Raw genomic sequence first — 20,400 nt, 5'->3', positions numbered from 1 at the left:
TGATTATTTACAACTTAAATAAATATTAACAATCATTCAGAAAAAAGCGGTTTATCTTGACGATAGGCCAGATAAAGTTTAATTATTAGTGAACTTTTAACCAATCTTATTACACAATTTGGGGTAGTCACTAATGGATACTATCAATACAGTATTAAACTCTCTAGGTATCAACTCTACTTTTTTCATTCAATTGGCCATCGTTACAGTTCTTTACTTTGTAACAAGAAACCTAATCTGGTCTAAGCTTCAAGAAGTTCTTGAGAACCGTGAAGCAAAAACTACTAAAATGGAATCTGGTGCTGACGAAAAGACACGTCTTGCGACTGAGCTAGAAAATGAATATAAGTCAAAAATTGAAGGCGCTCAATCTGAAGCTTTCAACTTAATTCAAAATAAGAAAGAAGAAGTTACTAAGCGTGAAGCAGTTAAGGTAAAAGAACTTGCTAATAAGCTTGAAACAGAAGCTAACTCAGAAAAGGCAAAATACTCTCAAGAATTAGAAGAGAAGAAAGTTGCTATCATGAAAGATGCTGATGAGCTTTCATCACTTCTAGTTGATAAAATTGTACAGTAGTCATTAAAATTATAAGGATACTAAATGAAATTATTATTAGCTCTAGTTTTTAGTAATATCGTATTTGCAGCTGGTGGTGAGTACCACGGTGGTCATTTATCAGACCTACTAGTTCCTGCAATTAACTTCACAATTGTTTTTGGATTCATGGCATGGAAAATTATCCCTTTCATGAAAAACTCATTTGTAGAAAAAGCAGATTCAATTAAGGATCTTGTAGAGTATGCAGCTGAGAAAGATGCAAAAGCAGAAAAAGTATTATCAGCTTCAAAAGCTAAGCTAGATAATATCGAAGGTGAGAAAGAACAAATTATCACAAACGCAAAAAAAGATGGTGATAAGTTCGAAGAAACTTACGTTCAAGAAATCAAAGCATCAATGGAAAAAATGGAAGTAGATTCTTCACACAAATTAGAATCTGAAAAGAAGATGATGCTTAAGCAACTTAATGAATCGCTATTAGATGAAGTAATTTCTAAAACAAAGAATAAAATTCACTCAGATAGTTCATTATCAAATAAAGCAACAAGCAATTTAATTTCAAGACTATAGTTCTAGGGTTAGTAAGATGAAAGAAAAGAATGTAGCCAAAGCGTATGCAAAAGCGATTTTCAGCCTAGGTAAAGAGTCTAATATTAATACAGCACAAGAGCTTACTGCTCTTACAGAAGTAATCAATGCAAGTAATGATTTAGAAAACGTAATGTTTCTAGATGTATTTACTGTTGAGGAAAAAGCTTCTGTTCTAAATGATGTATTAGCAAAGTTAGGGCTTTCTCAAGTTGTAAAATCATTTATTAATTTCCTACTTCAAGAAAAGAGAATTGGTATTCTACCTCTAATCTTTAAAGAAGTTATCGTTATGGATGATCATGAAAAAGGTTTCATGAGAGGAACAATTGAAGGTAATGCAGATTCAATTGATACTGAGTCACTTAATAAGATTAAGTCTTTTATTAAGTCACAACTTGGATCAGAACCTGAGTTAACTTATACAAAAAACGAAAAAATTACAGCAGGTGTTCGTGTGACAGTTGAAGACTATCAAATCGATGCATCTGTAGATAAACAACTTAATACTTTAAAAGAATCAATTATAAATGGCTAATGGCCAATTATTGTAGAGGTAAATGATGTCAATGAATCCAGAAGAAATTACGAGCATTATCAAAGACAGAATTGCTAACTTCGAAACTAAACTTCAAGTAGACGAAGTAGGTACAGTTCTTACTGTTGGTGATGGTGTTGCTAGAGTTTTCGGTCTTAAAAACGTAATGGCCGGAGAGCTTGTAGAATTTGCTACAGGTACAAAAGGTATGGTTCTAAACCTAGAAACTAACAACGTTGGTGTTGCTATTCTTGGTGATGATCCAAAAATCACAGAAGGTTCAACAGTTAAAAGAACTCAAAAGATCGTTGAAGTACCAGTAGGTGACGCTCTTTTAGGTCGTGTTGTTGATGCTATTGGTAATCCAATCGACGGACAAGGTGAAATCGTTTCTGAACACGCTAGACGTGTTGAAATTAAAGCTCCAGGTATTCTTGGTAGAAAATCTGTACATGAGCCACTTCAAACAGGTATTAAAGCGATCGACGCTATGATCCCAATCGGACGTGGTCAACGTGAGCTTATCATTGGTGACAGAAAGACAGGTAAAACTGCTGTTGCAATCGATACAATCATCAACCAAAAAGGTAAAGATGTTGTTTGTATCTACGTAGCTATTGGTCAAAAGAACTCAACAGTACGTCAAGTACAACAAAAACTAAAAGAAGCTGGTGCTCTTGATTATACAATCATCGTATCTGCAACTGCTTCTAACTCTGCACCACTTCAGTACCTAGCACCATATACTGGTTGTACTATGGGTGAGTACTACAGAGATAGCGGTAAGCACGCACTAATCGTTTATGATGATTTAACAAAACAAGCACAAGCTTATCGTCAACTTTCACTACTTCTTAGACGTCCACCAGGACGTGAAGCATTCCCAGGGGACGTTTTCTACTGTCACTCAAGACTACTTGAGCGTGCGGCGAAACTATCTGATGACCTAGGAGCTGGTTCACTAACTGCACTTCCAGTTATTGAAACTCAAGAAGGTGACGTTTCTGCATATATTCCAACAAACGTAATTTCGATTACAGATGGTCAGATCTTCCTAGAAGGTGACCTTTTCAACTCTGGTATCCGTCCGGCCGTTAACGTTGGTATCTCGGTATCACGTGTTGGTGGTTCTGCTCAGATTAAAGCAATGAAAAAAGTTGCTGGTACTCTAAGACTTGATCTTGCTCAGTACCGTGAACTTCAAGCTTTCGCGGCTTTCGGTTCAGATCTAGATGAAGCGACTCAAAAACAACTTTCAAAAGGTGAGAGACTTGTTGAGCTACTTAAACAAGCACAATATTCTCCATTTGATGTTATCGACCAAACTGTATCTGTATACGCTGGTACAAAAGGTATGTTCGACTCAGTACCTGTTGATAGAGTAAGAGATGCTGAAAAAGATCTTCTAGATCACCTAAATACTTCTCACTCAGATCTTATGAGTTCACTAAGATCAGAGAAACAAATCTCTGGTGAGAATGATGGTAAATTAGCAACTGCAATTAAAGAATTTATTGCAAGTAAGAACTACTAATTAATTGAGGAGCCATAATGGCAAATATTAAGGATCTTAAAAAGAAAATCAAAAGTACTAAGGGTACTTTAAAGATTACGGAAGCTATGAAACTTGTTTCAGCTGCAAAGCTAAACAAGGCTCAGAATGCTATTCTGAATGCGCGTCCTTATGCAAATGAATTAGAAGATTCAATTAAGACAATTTCTGCTTTAGTTGAAGGTTACAATCACTCTTTCTTAAATAATAACGAATCTAAGAAAGAAGTACTTCTTGTAATCTCTTCAAATAAAGGTCTTTGTGGTGGTTATAACTCAGGTCTTGCAAAAGCTGTTAAAGCTTATCTTGCAAACCATGAAGATACTAACAACCTTGAAGTTCACTTTATTGGTACTAAAGTAAAAGAACTTGTTGTGAAACTTGTTAATGAAGGTGAAACTTATGGTTTTGAAAGAACAGAACCACAATTTCATGAAGTTCAAAATATTGCGTCTAAGCTTTCTGAGCTTTTCGCAACTGGTGAAGTAGGAAAGGTAAGTATTGCTTACAATATCTTCCATTCTGCTATCCAGGTTGAACCAACTGTTAAACAAGTACTTCCAATGACTCTTGATTCATCTGAAAGAGATGAGCTAAAGGAAAAGTATCCGTTTGATTTCAGATACAACCCTGGTGCTGAAAATATTTTAGATGGCCTTATCCCAGAAGCATACACAAGTGCAATGTGGACTGCAGTATTAGATGCTACAGCAGCGGAGCATGGATCACGTATGTCAGCAATGGATAGTGCCGTTGGAAACTGTAAAGATGCAATTAGAACACTAACTATTAAAATGAATAAATTGAGACAAGCGGCGATTACAACTGAACTTATTGAAGTTGTATCTGGTGCTGAGTCCCTCAATGGTTAAGGAGCGTAGAATGTCACAAGCAAAAGGTGTTATTCGTCAAGTTATGGGTCCTGTTGTAGACGTTGAATTTGCTGATGGAAATTTACCGGAAATCTATAACGCCCTTTTAGTTACAAACTCAACAATCAACGACAAAGAAAATAACCTTGTTCTTGAAGTTGCAACTCACCTAGGTGATAACGTTGTTAGAACGATCGCTATGGACCAAACAGAAGGTCTTTCAAGAGGTTTAGTTGTTACTGACTCTGGTGCTCCAATTCAAGCGCCTGTAGGACGTGAGTGTCTTGGTCGTATCATCAACGTAGTTGGTGAGGCTATTGATGAAGCTGGTGAATTAGGTAATAAGAAATCTTATTCAATCCACAGAGAAGCTCCATCATTTGAAAATCAATCAACAAAACTTGAGCCATTCTTTACTGGTATTAAAGTTATTGACCTTCTTGCTCCATACCTAAAAGGTGGAAAGATTGGTCTATTTGGTGGTGCTGGTGTTGGTAAAACAGTTCTTATTATGGAACTTATCAACAACATTGCTACTCAACACGGTGGTTTCTCAGTATTCGCAGGTGTTGGTGAAAGAACTCGTGAAGGAAACGACCTTTACGAAGAAATGAAAGAATCAGGAGTTATCGATAAGACAGCTCTAGTATATGGACAGATGAATGAGCCACCAGGTGCACGTGCACGTGTTGCTCTTACTGGTCTTTCTCTAGCGGAATACTTCCGTGATGAAGAAAAACAAGACGTACTATTCTTCGTTGATAATATCTTCCGTTTTACACAAGCTGGTTCAGAGGTATCTGCACTACTTGGACGTATTCCATCTGCCGTAGGTTACCAACCAACTCTTGGTACTGAGATGGGTGCTATGCAGGAACGTATTACTTCAACTAAAGATGGTTCGATTACTTCTATCCAAGCTGTATACGTACCTGCCGATGACTATACTGACCCGGCTCCAGCAACTACATTCGCTCACCTTGATGCGACTACAGAACTTTCACGTTCAATTGCTGAAAAAGGTATCTACCCAGCGGTAGACCCACTTTCGTCATCTTCAACAATTCTATCTCCAGCTATCCTTGGTGATGATCACTATGATACTGCTCGTTCAGTTCAACAGATCCTTCAAAGATATAAGGAACTTCAAGATATCATCGCGATTCTTGGTATGGATGAACTTTCTGAAGAAGATAAAGTACTTGTTGGTCGTGCTAGAAAGATTGAGAAATTCCTTTCTCAACCATTCTTCGTTGCTGAGCAGTTTACAGGTATCCCAGGTCAATTCGTTGATATCAACGATACGATCAAAGCATTCAAAGCTATCTTAGCTGGTGAATGTGATGAAGTTCCTGAGCAAGCTTTCTACCTTGTTGGTAACCTAAACATGGTATATGAAAAGTGGGAACAACTTAAGAAAGACGCATAACTAAGTAGTAGGTTCCATGGGCCAAAAGCCTGTGGAACTTAAGCAAAGGATTAATAAATGAGTAACTTTGTTGTAAATATTCTAACGCCTAGCTCAGTTGTTGCGAAGAACGTACCAGCAGACTCAGTTTTCATCCCTACTTTAAAGGGTGAGATTGAAGTTCTTGATGGTCACACTCACATTGTTGAGAAGCTAGCTACTGGTAGCGTTGCTGTACACGGTGATGATTCTGAAAGATTCTTTACTGTTACTAACGGTATCGTAAAGGTTTTAAACGACCAAATTACTATCCTATCTATGACTTCTGAAGAAGATTGTCAGATTGATGAGGAAAGAGCTACAAATGCACTAATTTACGCTCGTGAAAAGCTGAAAGGAACACTAACTGATGAAGAATTAGTTAAGTACCGTCGTAAGCTTGATAGAGCGGAACTTAGATTACAACTAGTTAAGCAAATTTCGAAATAATAGATTAGGCCCTGGAAACAGGGCCTTTCTTTTGCCAATTAGAACTCACCCGGCAATTTCTGCCCCTTTAGTCTTAAATATCCCAATAGTGAGAAAATAGAGCTAATGATTATTAGGTTTATTTTTCTCTTCATTTCTTTATTTTTAGCAAATGCATATGCATTAAGTGGCGGAGATATAGTTACTCTTAAGCCTAAGAGTTTCGATGTTAAAGAAACATTTGAATTGCATAAACGTTTTGTCCCACCGGTCGCTTATCAAGGGCATGTTGAGTCTGATGAAATTGTTATGGCGAGTTCTGGGGTTCAAAAAGGTGCTAAGGTAAGCGGTAATATCAAAGATGGGGAAGAACTCGTTTTCTTTTCTTACGGCGATAATAAAGGCAAGAAAGAAGCTCTTAAGAACCCTTCTGCTTTAACGAAGGCACCAATTGTTAAAGTTAAGCCAACAGCATTAGGGAAACCTAAGAATTATAAACCAGTCATTGATTTTTCAAGCTTTATTCAGTCAGCTGCACGTAAGAAGAAATCAGTTTCAAATTTCAAAGTAAAGTTACGTGAGTTTGGGCCTAAGGGTATTTCAAAGAATAATTTAACGGATTTTGACTTAGTTCCTACGTATAACTTGAATGAGCTATTTACTGATGCAGGGATGGGTGAAATTACTATTCCAATTTCTAGCGATGATAGCTTTTCAACTTTTCGGGGTTCAGTTGCTGCTCAAGGAATTATTAGAACTAATTTTGAGTTAAGTGCACGAAGTGATACGACCTTTGATATTCCTGTCATTAATGGTGATTATCTTTTCAAGATATTAGAAAAGAATAAAGTGAAAGAAGAAACAGGGGCCCATATTTTAGTGGATCTTGGTGATAAGATTGATACGTCTACTTTCATGGGTAGCTTCAAAAAGAAGGTCTTTCTTAATCGAAACTTTAAAGAAGTCGACCCTGGGGATGCCTTTGTTTACGAGCTCTATCTCGATGTTGAATTAGGAAATCATCTAATTAAGTATATGGACTTTAAGGGCAAGGTTGCACAAAAAATTATCCATCTTGTTCAAGATGAAATTACATATGAGGCACCTTTACTCTTAGATGCGAAGGCCATTAATTTTTCTGTTTATGAAGAAAATCTTGCAGCTAAAACACTGCAGTCTTTGAATTTGAACGATAATGATATTCGCTACTTTAACCGTGAAATTTCGGCTTCTAAAGTGGGGCTTAATCGCTATAAAATTCTTACCCCATTGCGGGATGCCAGTTTTAAACACTATATTGAAGTTGGTAAAGAGACCTCGGTCTTTGTGGGATTCAACGATATTAAGAAAGTCGTGATTCCATCCATTGAGTATATTGATTACTTAAAAGAGCTCTTTCAAAATCGGGCCGATAATGGTGCATGTGTTATTCAAATTAATTTGAATAATCCGTTAGTTGGTTTTGAAGCTTATATGTCGTCACAGCGGCCATCCGGTTCCTATGATTTTTATTATATGGACAAGGATGGAACAGTTAGTGCCGAAATAACAGGACTTACGGAGAAGGTATTTGTGATCTCCCATGATTACGGGATTATGAATACGAAAATTGACTCTGGGGAAGGCAATATTCAATACACCCAAAGTTTCTGTACTGAAGGATTATATATTATTGAAAATATCTAGTTTGAGAGAATATTACTAGATTTATCTTATGAGGAGATTGTATGAAAAAGATTTTAGTTGCAATGATGATTATGATTGCTGGTTTCCAAGCACAAGCTGGAATTTATGTTGAGCCATACCTAGCTTATAATATTCTAGGTGATACTGATGGTGATGATACTACTGGTACAAATATCGGTGGTCGTTTAGGTTATTCACTTCCAATGCTTGTAAGTTTTGGACTTGATTACAATATGGGTTCATATACTATTGATGATGCAACAGGTGATGTTGATGCTGATACTACTAATCTAGGTGTATTCGTAGCAGTTGATCTTCCAATTCTTTTAAGAGGATATGCAAGTTATTACTTCTCTTCTGATATTGAAGCATCAGGAGCAAGTTTTGATGGTTCAGGAGTTGCTGTTGGTGTTGGTTTCACAATGCTTCCATTTGTATCACTTAACTTAGAGTACCGTGCAATGAGCTACGATGGTGCAGGTGGTTTCCCGGACTTTGATGGAAAAGAAATCCTAGTTGGAATTTCAGTTCCACTTGATCTTTAATCAATAAAAGATTTTAAATATGAAGGCCCACTTATGTGGGCCTTTTTTATTTCTTTAAATTTCTAAGATTCGTATTCTTTATTATTAAATATTTCCATTGTTCGCTTGTAGCCAGCTTCTAGCATCTTAGTCATCTTCTTCGGATTTAAGCTGAAAATATCAGCAAAGAAGAGATTGTAATCATCATGCTTTGGATAGATATCGATAAGCTTGACGTCAGGATTGAAGTTAAGCTTTCTTTCGATAATTGAAGTGATATGGCGTCGCTGCTCATTGCTGAATTTTTCGTTGAGCATATACTGATTTACTGTATCGATAATATCTTGAGCGGCAATACGTCTGGCCCTCGAATCAACAATCTTCTTTTGAATCATTAAGTAAATGGCCTGTGTACAAATGGCCGGAAGGCCATAGTTAGCAAGGGAGCCAATTTCATCTTGATAGTGATAAGGAGTATGGGTCCAACTTGAGATGATATACTCACAATTATTATCAACGGCCACGTGAGTTGAAAGGGTTTCACGAATTTCACCATCAATATAAAAATCAGTCGTATCTGTTACTGTATTATGAATTGGATATGGAGTGTAGAAAGGTGGAACACTCATCGATGCAGTGGCCGCCTCGGCAATGGGAATATCCGTATAGTAGTGAGCTGTTGGGTCATGGCTTGGATTAGGATAATTATAGCGAGAAAAAATTGTCTTTCGCGAGTTATCTAATTGAGTGGCAATGATAAAAAGATCAGCATCGTAGTCATCGAAGTTATTTGATTTAATAATATTATCAATAATATATTCGTGTAGTCCTGTTGTCGAAAAGAGTCCAGAGACTGTCATGATTGGCTTTAAAAGGCTTTTGATAACAAGAGGGAAACCATCTAATGGATCGTAGAGATTTGGATGGTGGGGCTTTAAATTTGGCCTTTTAAGTGAAAGCATATCCTTGTATGTAATAGGCTTCAAACCAGATTTGTTTTTATGAATAAAAGCTTCAATGACTTCAAGTGGTGAATGGCCAGAGGCCAAAAAGAGACTGATTAGGGCCCCTGCACTCGAACCAACATAAGTTGAGATTTCATAATCAGGATTTACATCAGAATGATTATGCTTGAATGTAAACCCAAGGTCGTGAAGTGCCCAACTTACTCCAAGGTGCCATGCGGCAGCTTTAACGACACCGCCCGAAAGAACCAGGGCAGTCTTTTTATTCCTGAAGTTTTCTATATCAACTCTGTTCATAAAAAAATTATACTCGAAATACGAATTTATGTATTGATAATTTTTGGCAAAGCACGTCAAGTTGGTTAAAATTAAGAAATGATTTGGATGGACATAAATGACTATTCATTGTTGAAGGGAATCTCAATATCAACAATTCGTCGCTATATAAAAAGAGATAAATTAATTTGGAAATTTGATCAGGGTAAATATCTGATTCAAATGAACGAGTGGGAATATAACGATTCACTAAGTGCATCGAACGCCATCGTATACCTAAAGCGTTTACAAGAAGAACATGAACTTCTTAAAAAAGAATTAATTAAAACCAAGCAAGAAAATAATGAATATAAAATGCTCGTAGATCTCTACGAAGGTCGTCTCAATGAAAATAATCAAATTACTTATAACTAGTTTTTCACTTTTACTAGCACTTGATGCTTTTGCTGCACCAAGCGCACGTCGTTGTATGGTTCTACCTGTAAGAGACTCTGTCGGTGGAGCACTAGGTTATGAGGTCTTTGCTAAAATTGAAGGTTACCTAAAATCATCACGTTGGTGCTACTATCAATATAATTCTGAAATTATTAATATTTTATCAAATTATAAGAAGAATCTAGATGCGGCCTTAGAGAATCCAAAAGTTTTAAAATTGGTTTCTGAAAAAACAAATGCTGGCTCATTAATTAAAGTTAAAATAGAAAGCCTTCCAAAAGGTGTTGCTGTTAATATGCAAATCTTTGGAGCTAATGGTAGAGATATCTACTTCAATGAAAAAATTGAGCTTAATAGTGACGATCCTGGATTAATTGCTCAGACGGCCAATAATTGGCTCGATCAATATGAAAAACAAATTCCATACGATGCTCGTGTACTTGGAGTTCTAGGACAACAGTTCTCAATTGATCTTGGAAAAGATGCCGGTATCTTTACTGATTATGAAGTAAAGGTTGTACGTCCGATGCGACGTCGAAAGCACCCACTTCTTCAGGAAGTTGTTGACTGGGAAACAAAAACAATTGCTACAGGTAGGATTATTCATGTTGGTGAATCACTATCTCAAGTAAAAGTACTTCGCTATGAAGATAAGAGTCTTATTCAAGCTGAAGACTGGGTATTAATTTCTAAGAATACAAAAGAGTCCGAAAAGAGAGATTTAAAATACGATCCAGTTGAAGGTAATGATCGTACATCTTCATTTGGTCGATTAGGTGAATTTGGACTGGCCCTTAAGATTGGGACAGGATCAAATAATAATTCATCAATTTCAAATGGAACAAAATCAATTAACGGAGTTGATTTTGCAATCGCCTTTGATAGTGAGCTGTGGCTTACAAGAAATTATTGGGTTGGGCTAGAATTAGAAAAAGGTTTTGGAAAGTATTCAAAAGATGCAGGTAATTTAGTTTCTGATAGTAATTCGATGGACTCATCTCGTTTTAGATTACTAGCAGGTTATAAATATCTTCCGATGGGCTTCTTCTATGGCCCACAAGTTGATGTCTTCTTTGGTTACGGATCATATACACATGGTTTTGATAATCAAGTAGCAGATGGATTTACTGAAATAAACTTTAGTGGAATCTTAGTCGGTGCCAGAGCAAGTATGCCACTGGTTAGAGGAATTAGAATTTATTTCCAATTCGATTTTATGCTTGATCCTGGTTATGAAGAAGATGTATCGATTTTTGGTAGTGCAAAAGATACAAGTAACTTCCACGTTGCTGCTGGTGCTGAATATAAGTATGGACCAAATATCAATCTTTACGGTGGAATCGATTACTTAAGCGATAAAGCTGAATTTGCAAGCGACGGTACTAAAGTAACTGTTAAGAACACGGCCCTAAAGGGTGGTGTGAAATTTGCTTTCTAAAATGACAATCTAAATTAGAAGAGAAAGAACATGAAACGTATAAAAGAATTGGCCGATCAAATCAAGATCCATAAGGCATTGTACTATGCTGGAAAACCAGAAATTACAGATATTGAATATGACAAATTAGAAGATGAGTTAAGAAAATTAGATCCAGAAAACTCAGTTCTCAATCTTGTTGGTTCAACAATCACTTCACTTGATAAAGTAAAGCACGACAAGAAAATGTTATCACTTGGTAAAACCTATAAAGTCGATGAGCTAATTTCTTGGGCCAAGAAATACGAAGTCTTAGGAATTTATAAAGTTGATGGTGTCTCTTGTTCTCTTATCTATGAAGACGGACACCTAGTGTTAGCTAAGACTAGAGGCGATGGAACTTACGGTGAAAATATCACACAAAAAGTTCAATGGATGAAAGGTGTTCCAGGATCAATTTCTATTAAGGATAGAATTGAAATTCGAGGTGAGATGTATTGTGATGAACAATCTTTTTTTCACCTTTCAGAAACAATGGTTGCTCAAGGGTTAGAGAGACCTTCATCTCAAAGAAATATTGTCGCAGGTCTAGTAGGTAGAAAAGAAAATATCAGTCTATGTTCTTATATCAATTTTAAGGCCTTTGATCTAATCGGCCTAGACTTCGAAAAAGAAAGTCAGAAGTATGAAACACTCAAGAAAGAAGATTTCGATATTCTTGAATATACTCTCATGCATACAAAGAAAGATTATGAAGTTGCGATTGATGATGCCAAAGACTTTATGGCCAATGGAGATTATTTGATTGATGGGCTTGTTTTTGTCTACAATGAAATAAAGCTACATGAAGAACTTGGAGAAACAGCTCATCATCCACGTTATAAGATGGCCTTTAAATTTGAAGGAGAGACGGTACAAACAACTCTTAATTCAATTACATGGCAAGTATCTCGAAATGGTATCTTAACTCCTGTAGGTGAAGTTGAGCCTGTTTCTATTAGTGGTGCTGTCATTTCTCGCGTGACTCTGCATAATTATGGAATGGTTAAACAGCATAATTTAAAAGCAGGGGATAAGATTCAGATAATTAGAAGTGGAGAAGTTATTCCTAAATTTCTTCAGACAATTGAAGAGTCTCAAAATGAATTTCTAATTCCAGAATGTTGTCCAAGTTGCGAGTCTAAAGTCGTCATCGAAGACATTCGACTCTTTTGTAAGAACCCTGCTTGTCCAGCTCAAGTTAAAGAAGCGATATTAAACTTTATTCAAAAAATTGGTATTGATGATCTAAGCTCTAAACGTCTTGAAGAGATGATTCGTAAGAAGTTAGTAACAACAATTGAAGATCTTTATAAGCTAGAAATGGATCAGTTACTAACACTTGATAAAGTGAAAGATAAATTGGCCACAAAACTTCTTACAAGTATTGAAGGATCAAAGAAGGCAGATCTAATTACATTTATTTCAGCTCTAGGAATTACAGGTGGTGCCTATAATAAATGTGAAAAAGTAGTTCATGGTGGTTTTGATTCAATAGAAAAACTATTAAATATGAATGCAGATGAGCTTGCAACTCTTGAAGGATTTGCAGAAAAGTCTGCCACAACTTTTGTAAACTCATTACAAGAAAAGAAAGATTTAATTAAAAATCTACAAGCTCTTGGTTTCACTTTTGAAGTATTAGAAGAAGAAGTTGGCTCTGGATTGGCTGGATTAAAAATTTGTATTACTGGTTCTCTATCACGAAAAAGAAGTGATATCGAAAAAGATATTAAGGCCGCAGGTGGAACACCTGTTGGTTCTGTTAGCAAGAACACTGATATTCTTCTTACAAATGAAACTGAAGCTAGGTCTTCTAAATATAAGAAGGCACTAGATTTAGGAATTACGATAAAGTCAGAAGATGAAGTAATGGGAATGATTGATTAATGGCCAAGAAAAGTAAAAAAGTTTTTGAATGTTCAAATTGTGGATTTCAAACTGCAAAGTGGATGGGACGTTGTACTGACTGTGGCGAGTGGAATAGTTTTGTCGAAGAAACTTTTTCACCTGTCCAAGAAAGTATAAAAGTTAAGGCCGTTGGTGAAACAGCACCAAAAAAGCTAAAGGAAATCGAAGTTGAAACATACAACCGTGTAAGTACTGGCATCGGTGAATTTGACCGAGTCGTAGGTGGAGGCTTAGTTCCAGGCTCTCTTATCTTAATTGGTGGTGAACCCGGTATTGGTAAATCGACACTACTTACAGAAATGCTTTCAAAACTTTCAGGTCAGCAAAATGATCAAAGCTTTCTTTATGTTAGTGGTGAAGAAAGTGAGGGACAGGTTGCTGGACGTGCAAAACGCATGGGCCTTAAAAATGATTCATTCTATATTTATAACGAAACAAATTGGCAAAATATTCTAAATCAAATCAAAAAAATTAAACCACGTTTTATGGTTTTAGATTCGATTCAAACGACAACTTCAAGTGAGTTACAATCTCCTCCGGGAACAGTTTCTCAAATTCGTGAGGTTACTTACGAGTTAATGAATCATGTTAAAGCAACAGGAATTACTTGTTTTGTTGTTGGCCATATTACAAAAGATGGTGCGATTGCTGGTCCTAAAATTCTTGAGCACATGGTAGACACGGTTATTTACTTTGAAGGTGATCAGTTTGGTCACTATAGAATGCTAAGAGCTATTAAAAATCGTTTTGGAAATACAAATGAAGTAGGCATTTTTGAAATGCAAGAAGATGGACTGAATGAAGTTAAGAATCCATCACAATTCTTCTTAGATGACGATTTAGAAGATAGCTTTGGAAAAAGCTTAACTTGTATTAAGGAAGGGACGCGACCTTTATTTGTTGAGGTTCAAGCTCTCGTTGCTGAAAATAAGTTTGGTAATGGACGTCGTACAACTCAAGGACTTGATAATAATCGAGTTGCTATGATGGTTGCAATCATTGAAAAGTATGCAAATATTCCGATGGGCATGAATGATATTTATGTCAATGTTGTTGGAAGTATGAAGCTTACGACTCGAGAGTCAGACTTAAGTATCATTGCAGCTCTTTTAAGTTCATATAAGTCTAAACCAATTCCTAAGGATACAGTTTTCTTAGGAGAAGTGGGACTTACTGGGGAAGTTAGGACAGTTCCTCATATGGAGATGCGAATTAAGGAAATGGAACAACTCAATTATAAGACCCTTGTGGCCTCTCCAAAGGTTGCAAAAGATTACTCTAAGAAATCAAAATTAAAAATTATTCCAGTTAGAAAAGTTACAGATATATTTAAAGTACTAGGGGACTAGCCCCTAGTATATTTAAAAATTTACTTGAATATATCTATTCCAAAGATTCTTTTTATAATCGAAGTATTCAGAATTAGCTGTTGAAGATTCAAAGAATGATTCTTTTTCCCATTGCTTACTTACATCATCAATAGACATTAGACCTGCGCCAATAGCAGCAGCTAAAGCTGCACCATAAGAAGTCGTTTCAATAACCTTAGGTCTCGTAACATTGATCCCCGAGATATCGGCCTGAATTTGCATTAAGAGATTATTTGCAACAGCACCACCATCTACTTTGAATTCTTCAAGATCGCTTCCCATGTCGCTCTTCATGGCCTTAATTAGATCATTAATACTTAAAGCAATTCCCTCAAGAGCAGCACGACAAATATCATTCGTATCCGTTGCGCGTGTCATTCCAATTAATGCCGCTTTTGCATGAGGTTTCCAATATGGTGAGCCAATCCCTGTAAAGAATGGAAGTAATATAAGATCTTTAATTTGATTTAGATCTTTAATAGCATTTGCTTTATCTTCTGTTTGAGCTGCATTATCAATGATTTGAAGATTATCTCTAAGCCATTGAACACATGCCCCTGCAATATAGCAAGAGCCTTCAAGAGCATAATAAGTCTTACCCTGATACTTATAAGCAACTGTTGTTAGAAGGCCGTGTTCAGAATATTTTTTTTCTTCACCAGTGTTAACCAGCATAAATGCACCAGTACCATAGGTACACTTTCCTGTTCCCTTTGTGAAACAAGCTTGGCCAAAGAGTGCAGCTTGTTGATCTCCTAGTATTCCATTAATAGGAATTCCGTCTGGAAGAAAGTCTAGGCCTTTTGTTTTTCCAAAGTCACAGATAGATTCACATACTTCTGGTAAGCATGTCTGATCTATTCCTAGAGCTTCACTGAGATTTGCGTCCCAATTACATGTATCAAGTGACATAAGTAATGTTCTTGATGCATTGGATACATCTGTTCTATATGCTTCACCATTTGTTAGACGATAAAGTAGGAAAGTATCGATTGTTCCAAATCGTAGGTCATGATTCTTGTAGGCTTCTTTCACGTATTGGTTATTATTTAATAACCAATGCATTTTCGTTCCTGAAAAATATGGATCAAGTGGAAGACCAGTAACTTTTTTGAAATTGTCCTCTTGGGCCTTCATGCTTTCACAGAAATCTGCTGTTCTACGATCTTGCCAAACGATGGCCTTGGCCAAGGCATCACCTTTGCGGTTAAAGGCACAAGTTGTCTCTCTTTGGTTAGTAATTCCAATCGAGGCAATATCTTTGGCATCAATATTATTTCTTTTAAGAACACTTTGAACGGTGCTCTTTACGCTCTTCCAAATTTCATCGAGATCGTGTTCAACCCAACCTGTGTCTGGGAAGTACTGTTTGAATTCTTGATTTTCTTTATCAACAAACTTAAAAGTTTTAGCGTCGATAATAGTAGCAGTAGTACCTGTAGTACCTTGGTCTAAAGATAAAATATACATTTTTACTCCAGTATAAGAGTTAATTTATAGTAAAAAGCTATTCAGTTAATTTTACACCGGGATTATGGCCTGGGTAATTACGCGCAATGCTGTTGATTGCAATTTCCCATTGTTTAGCTAAAAAGAAGTTACTTCCCTTTAGAAGTGTGACGGATAGACCGATTAAGATAACAAGTAAAAAGATGAACTCGACAAAGGTTTGCCCAGCTTGATTAAGAATTTTTTTCTCTAGCTCTTTGTCTTGCGTTTTTTGCATAGTGCAATCTTACCTAATTAAGTGTATAATACCATTCTAACTGGGGTTAAGAGTTGAGTACAGAAAGAAAAAAATTTCCATATAAGATCCTACTAGTTGCATGCGTACTAGTTCTTGGGTCACTATTTGTGACTGATGACAGTTTTACAACTGCCAAGGTCGCTGGTGTGGATGTTAAAAAGATTCAACATTATGAATCAATGCTCGTTCGTCCTGATTTAAAATCAACAGAAGGTAAAACTTATAAAAAAGAAGAGCTTTCTAAGGGTGTTGTTATTTTAAATTTCTGGGCCAGTTGGTGTACACCATGTCTTGAAGAATTTCCAAGTCTGGTAAGTCTTCGCTCTGAAATTAAAGATCCAAAACTTAAAATTATTGCAGTTAACTCTGACGAAGGTCAAAAGCAACTAAAGAAGATTAAAGACGTTGTAAAAAAATACAATGTAAATTTCGATGTTGTTAAAGATTCTCAGGGTAAGCTAACAGATGCCTTTATGGTTTCTGCCATCCCTGTATCAATTGTTTACAAAGATGGCCGCGTCGTTGAAGTTGCAAAAGGCTCGAAAGATTTCAACTCTGAAGAATTTAAAGAAAAAATTCGCGAGTGGCTTAAATAGAGTTCTTATCAACTGCTAGGTTTCTTCCCCAATTATAAGTAATTTCAGAAATAGTATTCGTTTTAAAGATACTAAAACGAGGCTTAAATCTTTCGATGATTGCGCCTTGGTCATACTTTCCAACAGCAGCAGCTGCATTTAAAGTAATCCCTGCCCACATCTGAGTCATGTTGATCTTATACATTGGGGCACAGATTGAAGCTAAGAGAAGTAAGTTGTCACAGTGGCAAGATCCTGGATTATAATCTGATGCAATGGCCAGCTTGCAGCCACCGTCAGCTAATTGCTTAGCATCTGCTTTAGGCTTTCCTAAGTAGATTCCAGTTCCAGGAAGAACGGTTGCTACTGTTTTTGATTCAGCTAATTTCTTTATTCCATCTTCAGTTGTACACAGAAGGTGATCAGTACTAAGCGCTCCTAACTCGCAGGCAAGAATAGCACCTTTATTGTCATTAAATTCATCAGCATGGGTTTTTAATGGTATGCCATATTCCTGAGCTGCTTGAGCTAGCTTCTTAACGTCTTCTGAATCAAAGTAGCCTTGTTCATGGAAGATATCCACACAATCAATGATATTAAGTGGAGCGACTTCATGAAGAAGAGGGATGACAATTTCATCCATATACTTCTGTGTTGAATCATAATTCTTTGGAAGAGCATGGGCGGGCATGAATGTATTGAAGATTTGAATATCTGGAGCAAACTCTTTTTTAAGTTGCGCGATTAACTTTGTCATTCGCATTTCACCTTCAAATGAAAGTGAATAACCAGATTTTACTTCAATTGTTCCTACACCGTAACTAGCAATTCTCTTAATTCTGTCTCGACAGCTATTTAGTAGTTCTTCGTCACTTGTATTATTAGTTCCTTTTGAAGTTGCAACAATTCCACCACCAGCTTTTGCAATTTCTTCATAGTCTGCACCATTTAATCTCATTTGGTATTCGTTTGCACGATTACCACCAAAGATAAGGTGTGTGTGAGAATCGACAAGTTCTGGAGTGATTACATAACCTTCAAGGTCTTTAACAAGCTTCGCTTTTTTTAGATACTCTACAGGAATACTATCGCTGTCACCAACCCATACGATTTCATCTTCTTCAAATACGATTGCACCGTGGTGAAGAATTGAAATATCTTCAGGAAGAAGATTGCGGCCATCTTTTTTTTGGGCCGCTTCAAGAGTTAAGACTTCGTTAATATTCTTGTAGATGATCATTACTGTAATTTTCCTGTATGCTTTTCAACTGCTCTCAGTAACTCACCATTAGCAATTAGAGCTTCAATATTATTGATGTCACGATAGAAAACTCTATCTTCCACAATTTTATCAACAGATTTTCTAATGTGTGAAATTAACTCTTCAATTGCTGGTGAAGATTTAAGAGGGCGATGAAATTCAATAGCTTGTGAGTTACATAGTAGCTCAATCGCTAAACATTTTGTCGCGTTCTCAATTACTTCGTGAAGCTTACGCCCTGAAGTTACACCCATTGAAACATGATCTTCTTTATCTGTTGAAGTAGGAACCGAATCCACACTTGCTGGATGACATAGGTATTTATTTTCTGAAGTTAGAGCTGCTGCAGTAACGTGTGCGATCATTAGACCACTATTTAGTCCTGATTCAGGAGTTAAGAATGCTGGTAGATCAGAGAATGTTGGGTTCATCATTTTCTCAACACGTCTTTCACTGATATTACAAAGTTCAGCTATACCAATTGCTAAGTAATCCATTGCCATTGCAATAGCTTCACCGTGAAAGTTTCCACCTGAGATAACTTCGTCTTCACCTAAGAAGATAAGAGGATTGTCTGTAACAGCGTTAAGTTCAATTCCTAAAACTTCTTTTGCGTGAGCAAGAGTTTGTCTTGAAGCACCGTGAACCTGAGGAACACATCTTAGTGAGTAAGGGTCTTGTACCTTTCCACAGTCAACATGCGAGTCTAAGATTTCACTACCTGCGATGATATTGTTCACGTTAATAGCACTTGCCATTTGTCCTGGATGTGGCTTTAGTCCGTGAATTTTATGATCATATGCTCTAAGTGTTCCACGAACTCCGTCAAGAGTTGTTGCTGCACAAATATCGGCAACACGAACTAAGTTTTCTGATTGTTTAATTGCAATTGCACCAAGTGCTGCCATAACGGCCGTACCGTTAATAAGTGCAAGCCCATCTTTTGGCCCTAGGACTACAGGCTCTCTACCAATATCTCTAATGGCGAAATCAGAACGAACTTCCTTTCCACCATAGATAACTTCACCTTCACCAATAAGTGCTAGGGCAATATGTGAAAGGGGAGCAAGGTCACCTGAGGCTCCAACAGAACCTTTTTCAGGTACCACTGGAATAATATCATTGTTGATAAACTCAATTAATAATTCGATAGCGTCAATTGTTACACCAGAGAATCCTGATGCAAGACAATTTGCTCTAAGAAGCATGATTGCTTTTGTTACTTCTTTAGAGAAAGGTTTTCCAACTCCAGTACAATGTGAACGGATTAAGTTAACTTGTAGTTGAGCAAGGTCTTCTCTTTCAATAAATTTATCAGATAAAGCACCGAAGCCAGTGTTGATACCATAAACTGGCTCACCTTTATCGACGATATTTTGTACGTACTCTTTTGATTTTAAAATATTTTCACGAGCGATGTCGCTTAGTTTAACTTTAACTGTATCCTTTTTTGCAAATGATACTTCATAAATGTCATCAACACTTAGGCTGTGGCCATCGATAATAATTTCTTTCATCTTTGTCGTCCTATTTTGTCTAATCTTATCTTAATGTCTCTATTTGTGTTTTATATTGATCCTTGGCCTTGCCGAAAATATACGACCCAGCAACAAGGTTGTGAGCACCTTTATCAAGACATTGTTTTGCAGTGTCTTGATTGATCCCACCATCAACTTGTATTTGTAATTTTAGGTTATGTTCTTCTTTCATCTTTTTAAGGTATGCAATTTTGTCCAAAGCATTTGGCATAAAACTTTGTCCACCAAAACCTGGCTCGACAGACATAACGAGAAGTAGATCGATCTCTTTTAAAAGATCAAGTGGGATACTTTCGATATCTGTTGCTGGTTTTACCGACAGGCCAATGCTTTTATAGTTGTTGCGATACTTCTTAATCAATGCGTGATGATCACAATTGATTTCAAAATGATATGTAATATTCTCGATTTCAGAATCTTTTAGTGCTTCAAAGTGGAACTCTGGATTTGTCACCATTAGATGAACATCGAGTGGAATATTAGTGATTTTTTTAATCTGTTTAATTACAGGAATACCAAATGTTAGGTTTGGTACGAAGTGGCCATCCATAACATCAAGATGAAGCCAAAGGTCTTTTACATCCTCAATTACTGAAATATCAGATATTAGGTTTGTAAAATCAGCAGCTAAAATGCTTGGTGAGATAATTGTTTGCATCTAAATCCCCTTA

20 protein-coding genes are annotated in these 20,400 nt (G+C 36.6%); 14 read left to right on the top strand and 6 right to left on the bottom strand.

All coding sequences use genetic code 11. The features are described from left to right. Positions 1 to 133: 133 nt before the first annotated feature. The 9 genes from ABMA79_RS13335 to ABMA79_RS13295 all read left to right on the top strand — a co-directional run bounded on the left by ABMA79_RS13335 (position 134) and on the right by ABMA79_RS13295 (position 8,216). Positions 134 to 577, top strand: a complete 444-nt coding sequence (locus ABMA79_RS13335; RefSeq protein WP_392861411.1) for a hypothetical protein — start codon at positions 134 to 136, stop codon at positions 575 to 577. A gap of 24 nt (positions 578 to 601) precedes the next feature. After that, positions 602 to 1,129 carry a hypothetical protein gene (locus ABMA79_RS13330; RefSeq protein WP_393056888.1) on the top strand — a complete coding sequence of 176 codons (528 nt, stop codon included), beginning with the start codon at positions 602 to 604 and terminating at the stop codon, positions 1,127 to 1,129. A gap of 16 nt (positions 1,130 to 1,145) precedes the next feature. Continuing rightward, positions 1,146 to 1,685, top strand: a complete 540-nt coding sequence (gene atpH / locus ABMA79_RS13325) for an ATP synthase F1 subunit delta (RefSeq protein ID WP_392861414.1) — start codon at positions 1,146 to 1,148, stop codon at positions 1,683 to 1,685. 25 nt (positions 1,686 to 1,710) lie between these two features. Then, positions 1,711 to 3,219 carry a F0F1 ATP synthase subunit alpha gene (gene atpA / locus ABMA79_RS13320; RefSeq protein ID WP_393093516.1) on the top strand — a complete coding sequence of 503 codons (1,509 nt, stop codon included), beginning with the start codon at positions 1,711 to 1,713 and terminating at the stop codon, positions 3,217 to 3,219. Between the two features lie 17 nt (positions 3,220 to 3,236). After that, entirely contained in the window at positions 3,237 to 4,109 is an 873-nt protein-coding gene (gene atpG / locus ABMA79_RS13315; protein ID WP_393093186.1) for an ATP synthase F1 subunit gamma, read from the top strand. 10 nt (positions 4,110 to 4,119) lie between these two features. Beyond that, positions 4,120 to 5,538: a F0F1 ATP synthase subunit beta gene (atpD, locus tag ABMA79_RS13310; protein WP_392861417.1), complete on the top strand. Its 1,419-nt coding sequence runs from the start codon at positions 4,120 to 4,122 to the stop codon at positions 5,536 to 5,538. Positions 5,539 to 5,595: 57 nt separating this feature from the next. Further along, the gene (gene atpC, locus ABMA79_RS13305) at positions 5,596 to 6,006 is read left to right on the top strand and encodes an ATP synthase F1 subunit epsilon (protein WP_392861419.1); all 411 of its coding nucleotides are present in this window, start codon (positions 5,596 to 5,598) and stop codon (positions 6,004 to 6,006) included. A 105-nt stretch (positions 6,007 to 6,111) separates the two neighbouring features. Then, the gene (locus ABMA79_RS13300; protein WP_393093184.1) at positions 6,112 to 7,671 is read left to right on the top strand and encodes a hypothetical protein; all 1,560 of its coding nucleotides are present in this window, start codon (positions 6,112 to 6,114) and stop codon (positions 7,669 to 7,671) included. A gap of 41 nt (positions 7,672 to 7,712) precedes the next feature. After that, positions 7,713 to 8,216, top strand: a complete 504-nt coding sequence (locus tag ABMA79_RS13295; protein WP_392861422.1) for an outer membrane beta-barrel protein — start codon at positions 7,713 to 7,715, stop codon at positions 8,214 to 8,216. Positions 8,217 to 8,278: 62 nt separating this feature from the next. Here the strand turns inward: ABMA79_RS13295 and ABMA79_RS13290 are convergent, their stop codons facing one another. Further along, positions 8,279 to 9,457: a patatin-like phospholipase family protein gene (locus ABMA79_RS13290; RefSeq protein WP_393093181.1), complete on the bottom strand. Its 1,179-nt coding sequence runs from the start codon at positions 9,455 to 9,457 to the stop codon at positions 8,279 to 8,281. 78 nt (positions 9,458 to 9,535) lie between these two features. On the opposite strand from ABMA79_RS13290, the gene ABMA79_RS13285 reads away from it, so the two are divergent. Genes ABMA79_RS13285 through radA form a run of 4 tightly spaced genes read left to right on the top strand, consistent with a single transcriptional unit; the run spans position 9,536 to position 14,587 of the window. Further along, positions 9,536 to 9,850 (top strand): hypothetical protein, encoded by a 315-nt coding sequence (locus tag ABMA79_RS13285; protein WP_146037886.1) that lies wholly within the window; start codon positions 9,536 to 9,538, stop codon positions 9,848 to 9,850. Then, positions 9,822 to 11,309 carry a hypothetical protein gene (locus tag ABMA79_RS13280; RefSeq protein WP_393093179.1) on the top strand — a complete coding sequence of 496 codons (1,488 nt, stop codon included), beginning with the start codon at positions 9,822 to 9,824 and terminating at the stop codon, positions 11,307 to 11,309. Before ABMA79_RS13285 ends, ABMA79_RS13280 begins: the two co-directional genes overlap by 29 nt. 30 nt (positions 11,310 to 11,339) lie before the next feature. Then, a complete protein-coding gene (ligA, locus tag ABMA79_RS13275) occupies positions 11,340 to 13,217 on the top strand; it encodes an NAD-dependent DNA ligase LigA (RefSeq protein ID WP_393093177.1) in 1,878 nt (625 codons plus the stop codon). After that, a complete protein-coding gene (radA, locus tag ABMA79_RS13270; RefSeq protein WP_392861429.1) occupies positions 13,217 to 14,587 on the top strand; it encodes a DNA repair protein RadA in 1,371 nt (456 codons plus the stop codon). The genes ligA and radA overlap by 1 nt, the downstream gene beginning before the upstream one ends. Before the next feature lie 12 nt (positions 14,588 to 14,599). Here the strand turns inward: radA and glpK are convergent, their stop codons facing one another. Beyond that, positions 14,600 to 16,078 (bottom strand): glycerol kinase GlpK, encoded by a 1,479-nt coding sequence (gene glpK / locus ABMA79_RS13265; RefSeq protein ID WP_393093174.1) that lies wholly within the window; start codon positions 16,076 to 16,078, stop codon positions 14,600 to 14,602. 37 nt (positions 16,079 to 16,115) lie between these two features. Further along, entirely contained in the window at positions 16,116 to 16,334 is a 219-nt protein-coding gene (locus ABMA79_RS13260) for a hypothetical protein (protein WP_392861433.1), read from the bottom strand. 53 nt (positions 16,335 to 16,387) lie between these two features. Here ABMA79_RS13260 and ABMA79_RS13255 point away from each other — a divergent pair, with 53 nt between their 5' ends. Beyond that, positions 16,388 to 16,951, top strand: coding sequence for a TlpA family protein disulfide reductase (locus tag ABMA79_RS13255; protein WP_392861434.1), 564 nt, complete (start codon positions 16,388 to 16,390; stop codon positions 16,949 to 16,951). Here the strand turns inward: ABMA79_RS13255 and hutI are convergent. Genes hutI through rpe form a run of 3 tightly spaced genes read right to left on the bottom strand, consistent with a single transcriptional unit; the run spans position 16,944 to position 20,387 of the window. Then, a complete protein-coding gene (gene hutI, locus ABMA79_RS13250) occupies positions 16,944 to 18,170 on the bottom strand; it encodes an imidazolonepropionase (protein WP_393093171.1) in 1,227 nt (408 codons plus the stop codon). The two genes, ABMA79_RS13255 and hutI, sit on opposite strands and share 8 nt — an antisense overlap. Beyond that, positions 18,170 to 19,708: a histidine ammonia-lyase gene (gene hutH, locus ABMA79_RS13245; RefSeq protein WP_392861436.1), complete on the bottom strand. Its 1,539-nt coding sequence runs from the start codon at positions 19,706 to 19,708 to the stop codon at positions 18,170 to 18,172. The genes hutI and hutH overlap by 1 nt, the downstream gene beginning before the upstream one ends. Before the next feature lie 25 nt (positions 19,709 to 19,733). Then, the gene (gene rpe, locus ABMA79_RS13240; RefSeq protein ID WP_393056873.1) at positions 19,734 to 20,387 is read right to left on the bottom strand and encodes a ribulose-phosphate 3-epimerase; all 654 of its coding nucleotides are present in this window, start codon (positions 20,385 to 20,387) and stop codon (positions 19,734 to 19,736) included. Between the last annotated feature and the right edge of the window lie 13 nt (positions 20,388 to 20,400).

It is taken from the genome of Halobacteriovorax sp. HFRX-2_2, from assembly GCF_043196705.1.
Classification (GTDB): Bacteria; Bdellovibrionota; Bacteriovoracia; order Bacteriovoracales; family Bacteriovoracaceae; genus Halobacteriovorax_A.
Note: the sequence above shows the minus strand (reverse complement) of the source record. Positions and strands in the feature narration are given on the sequence as shown.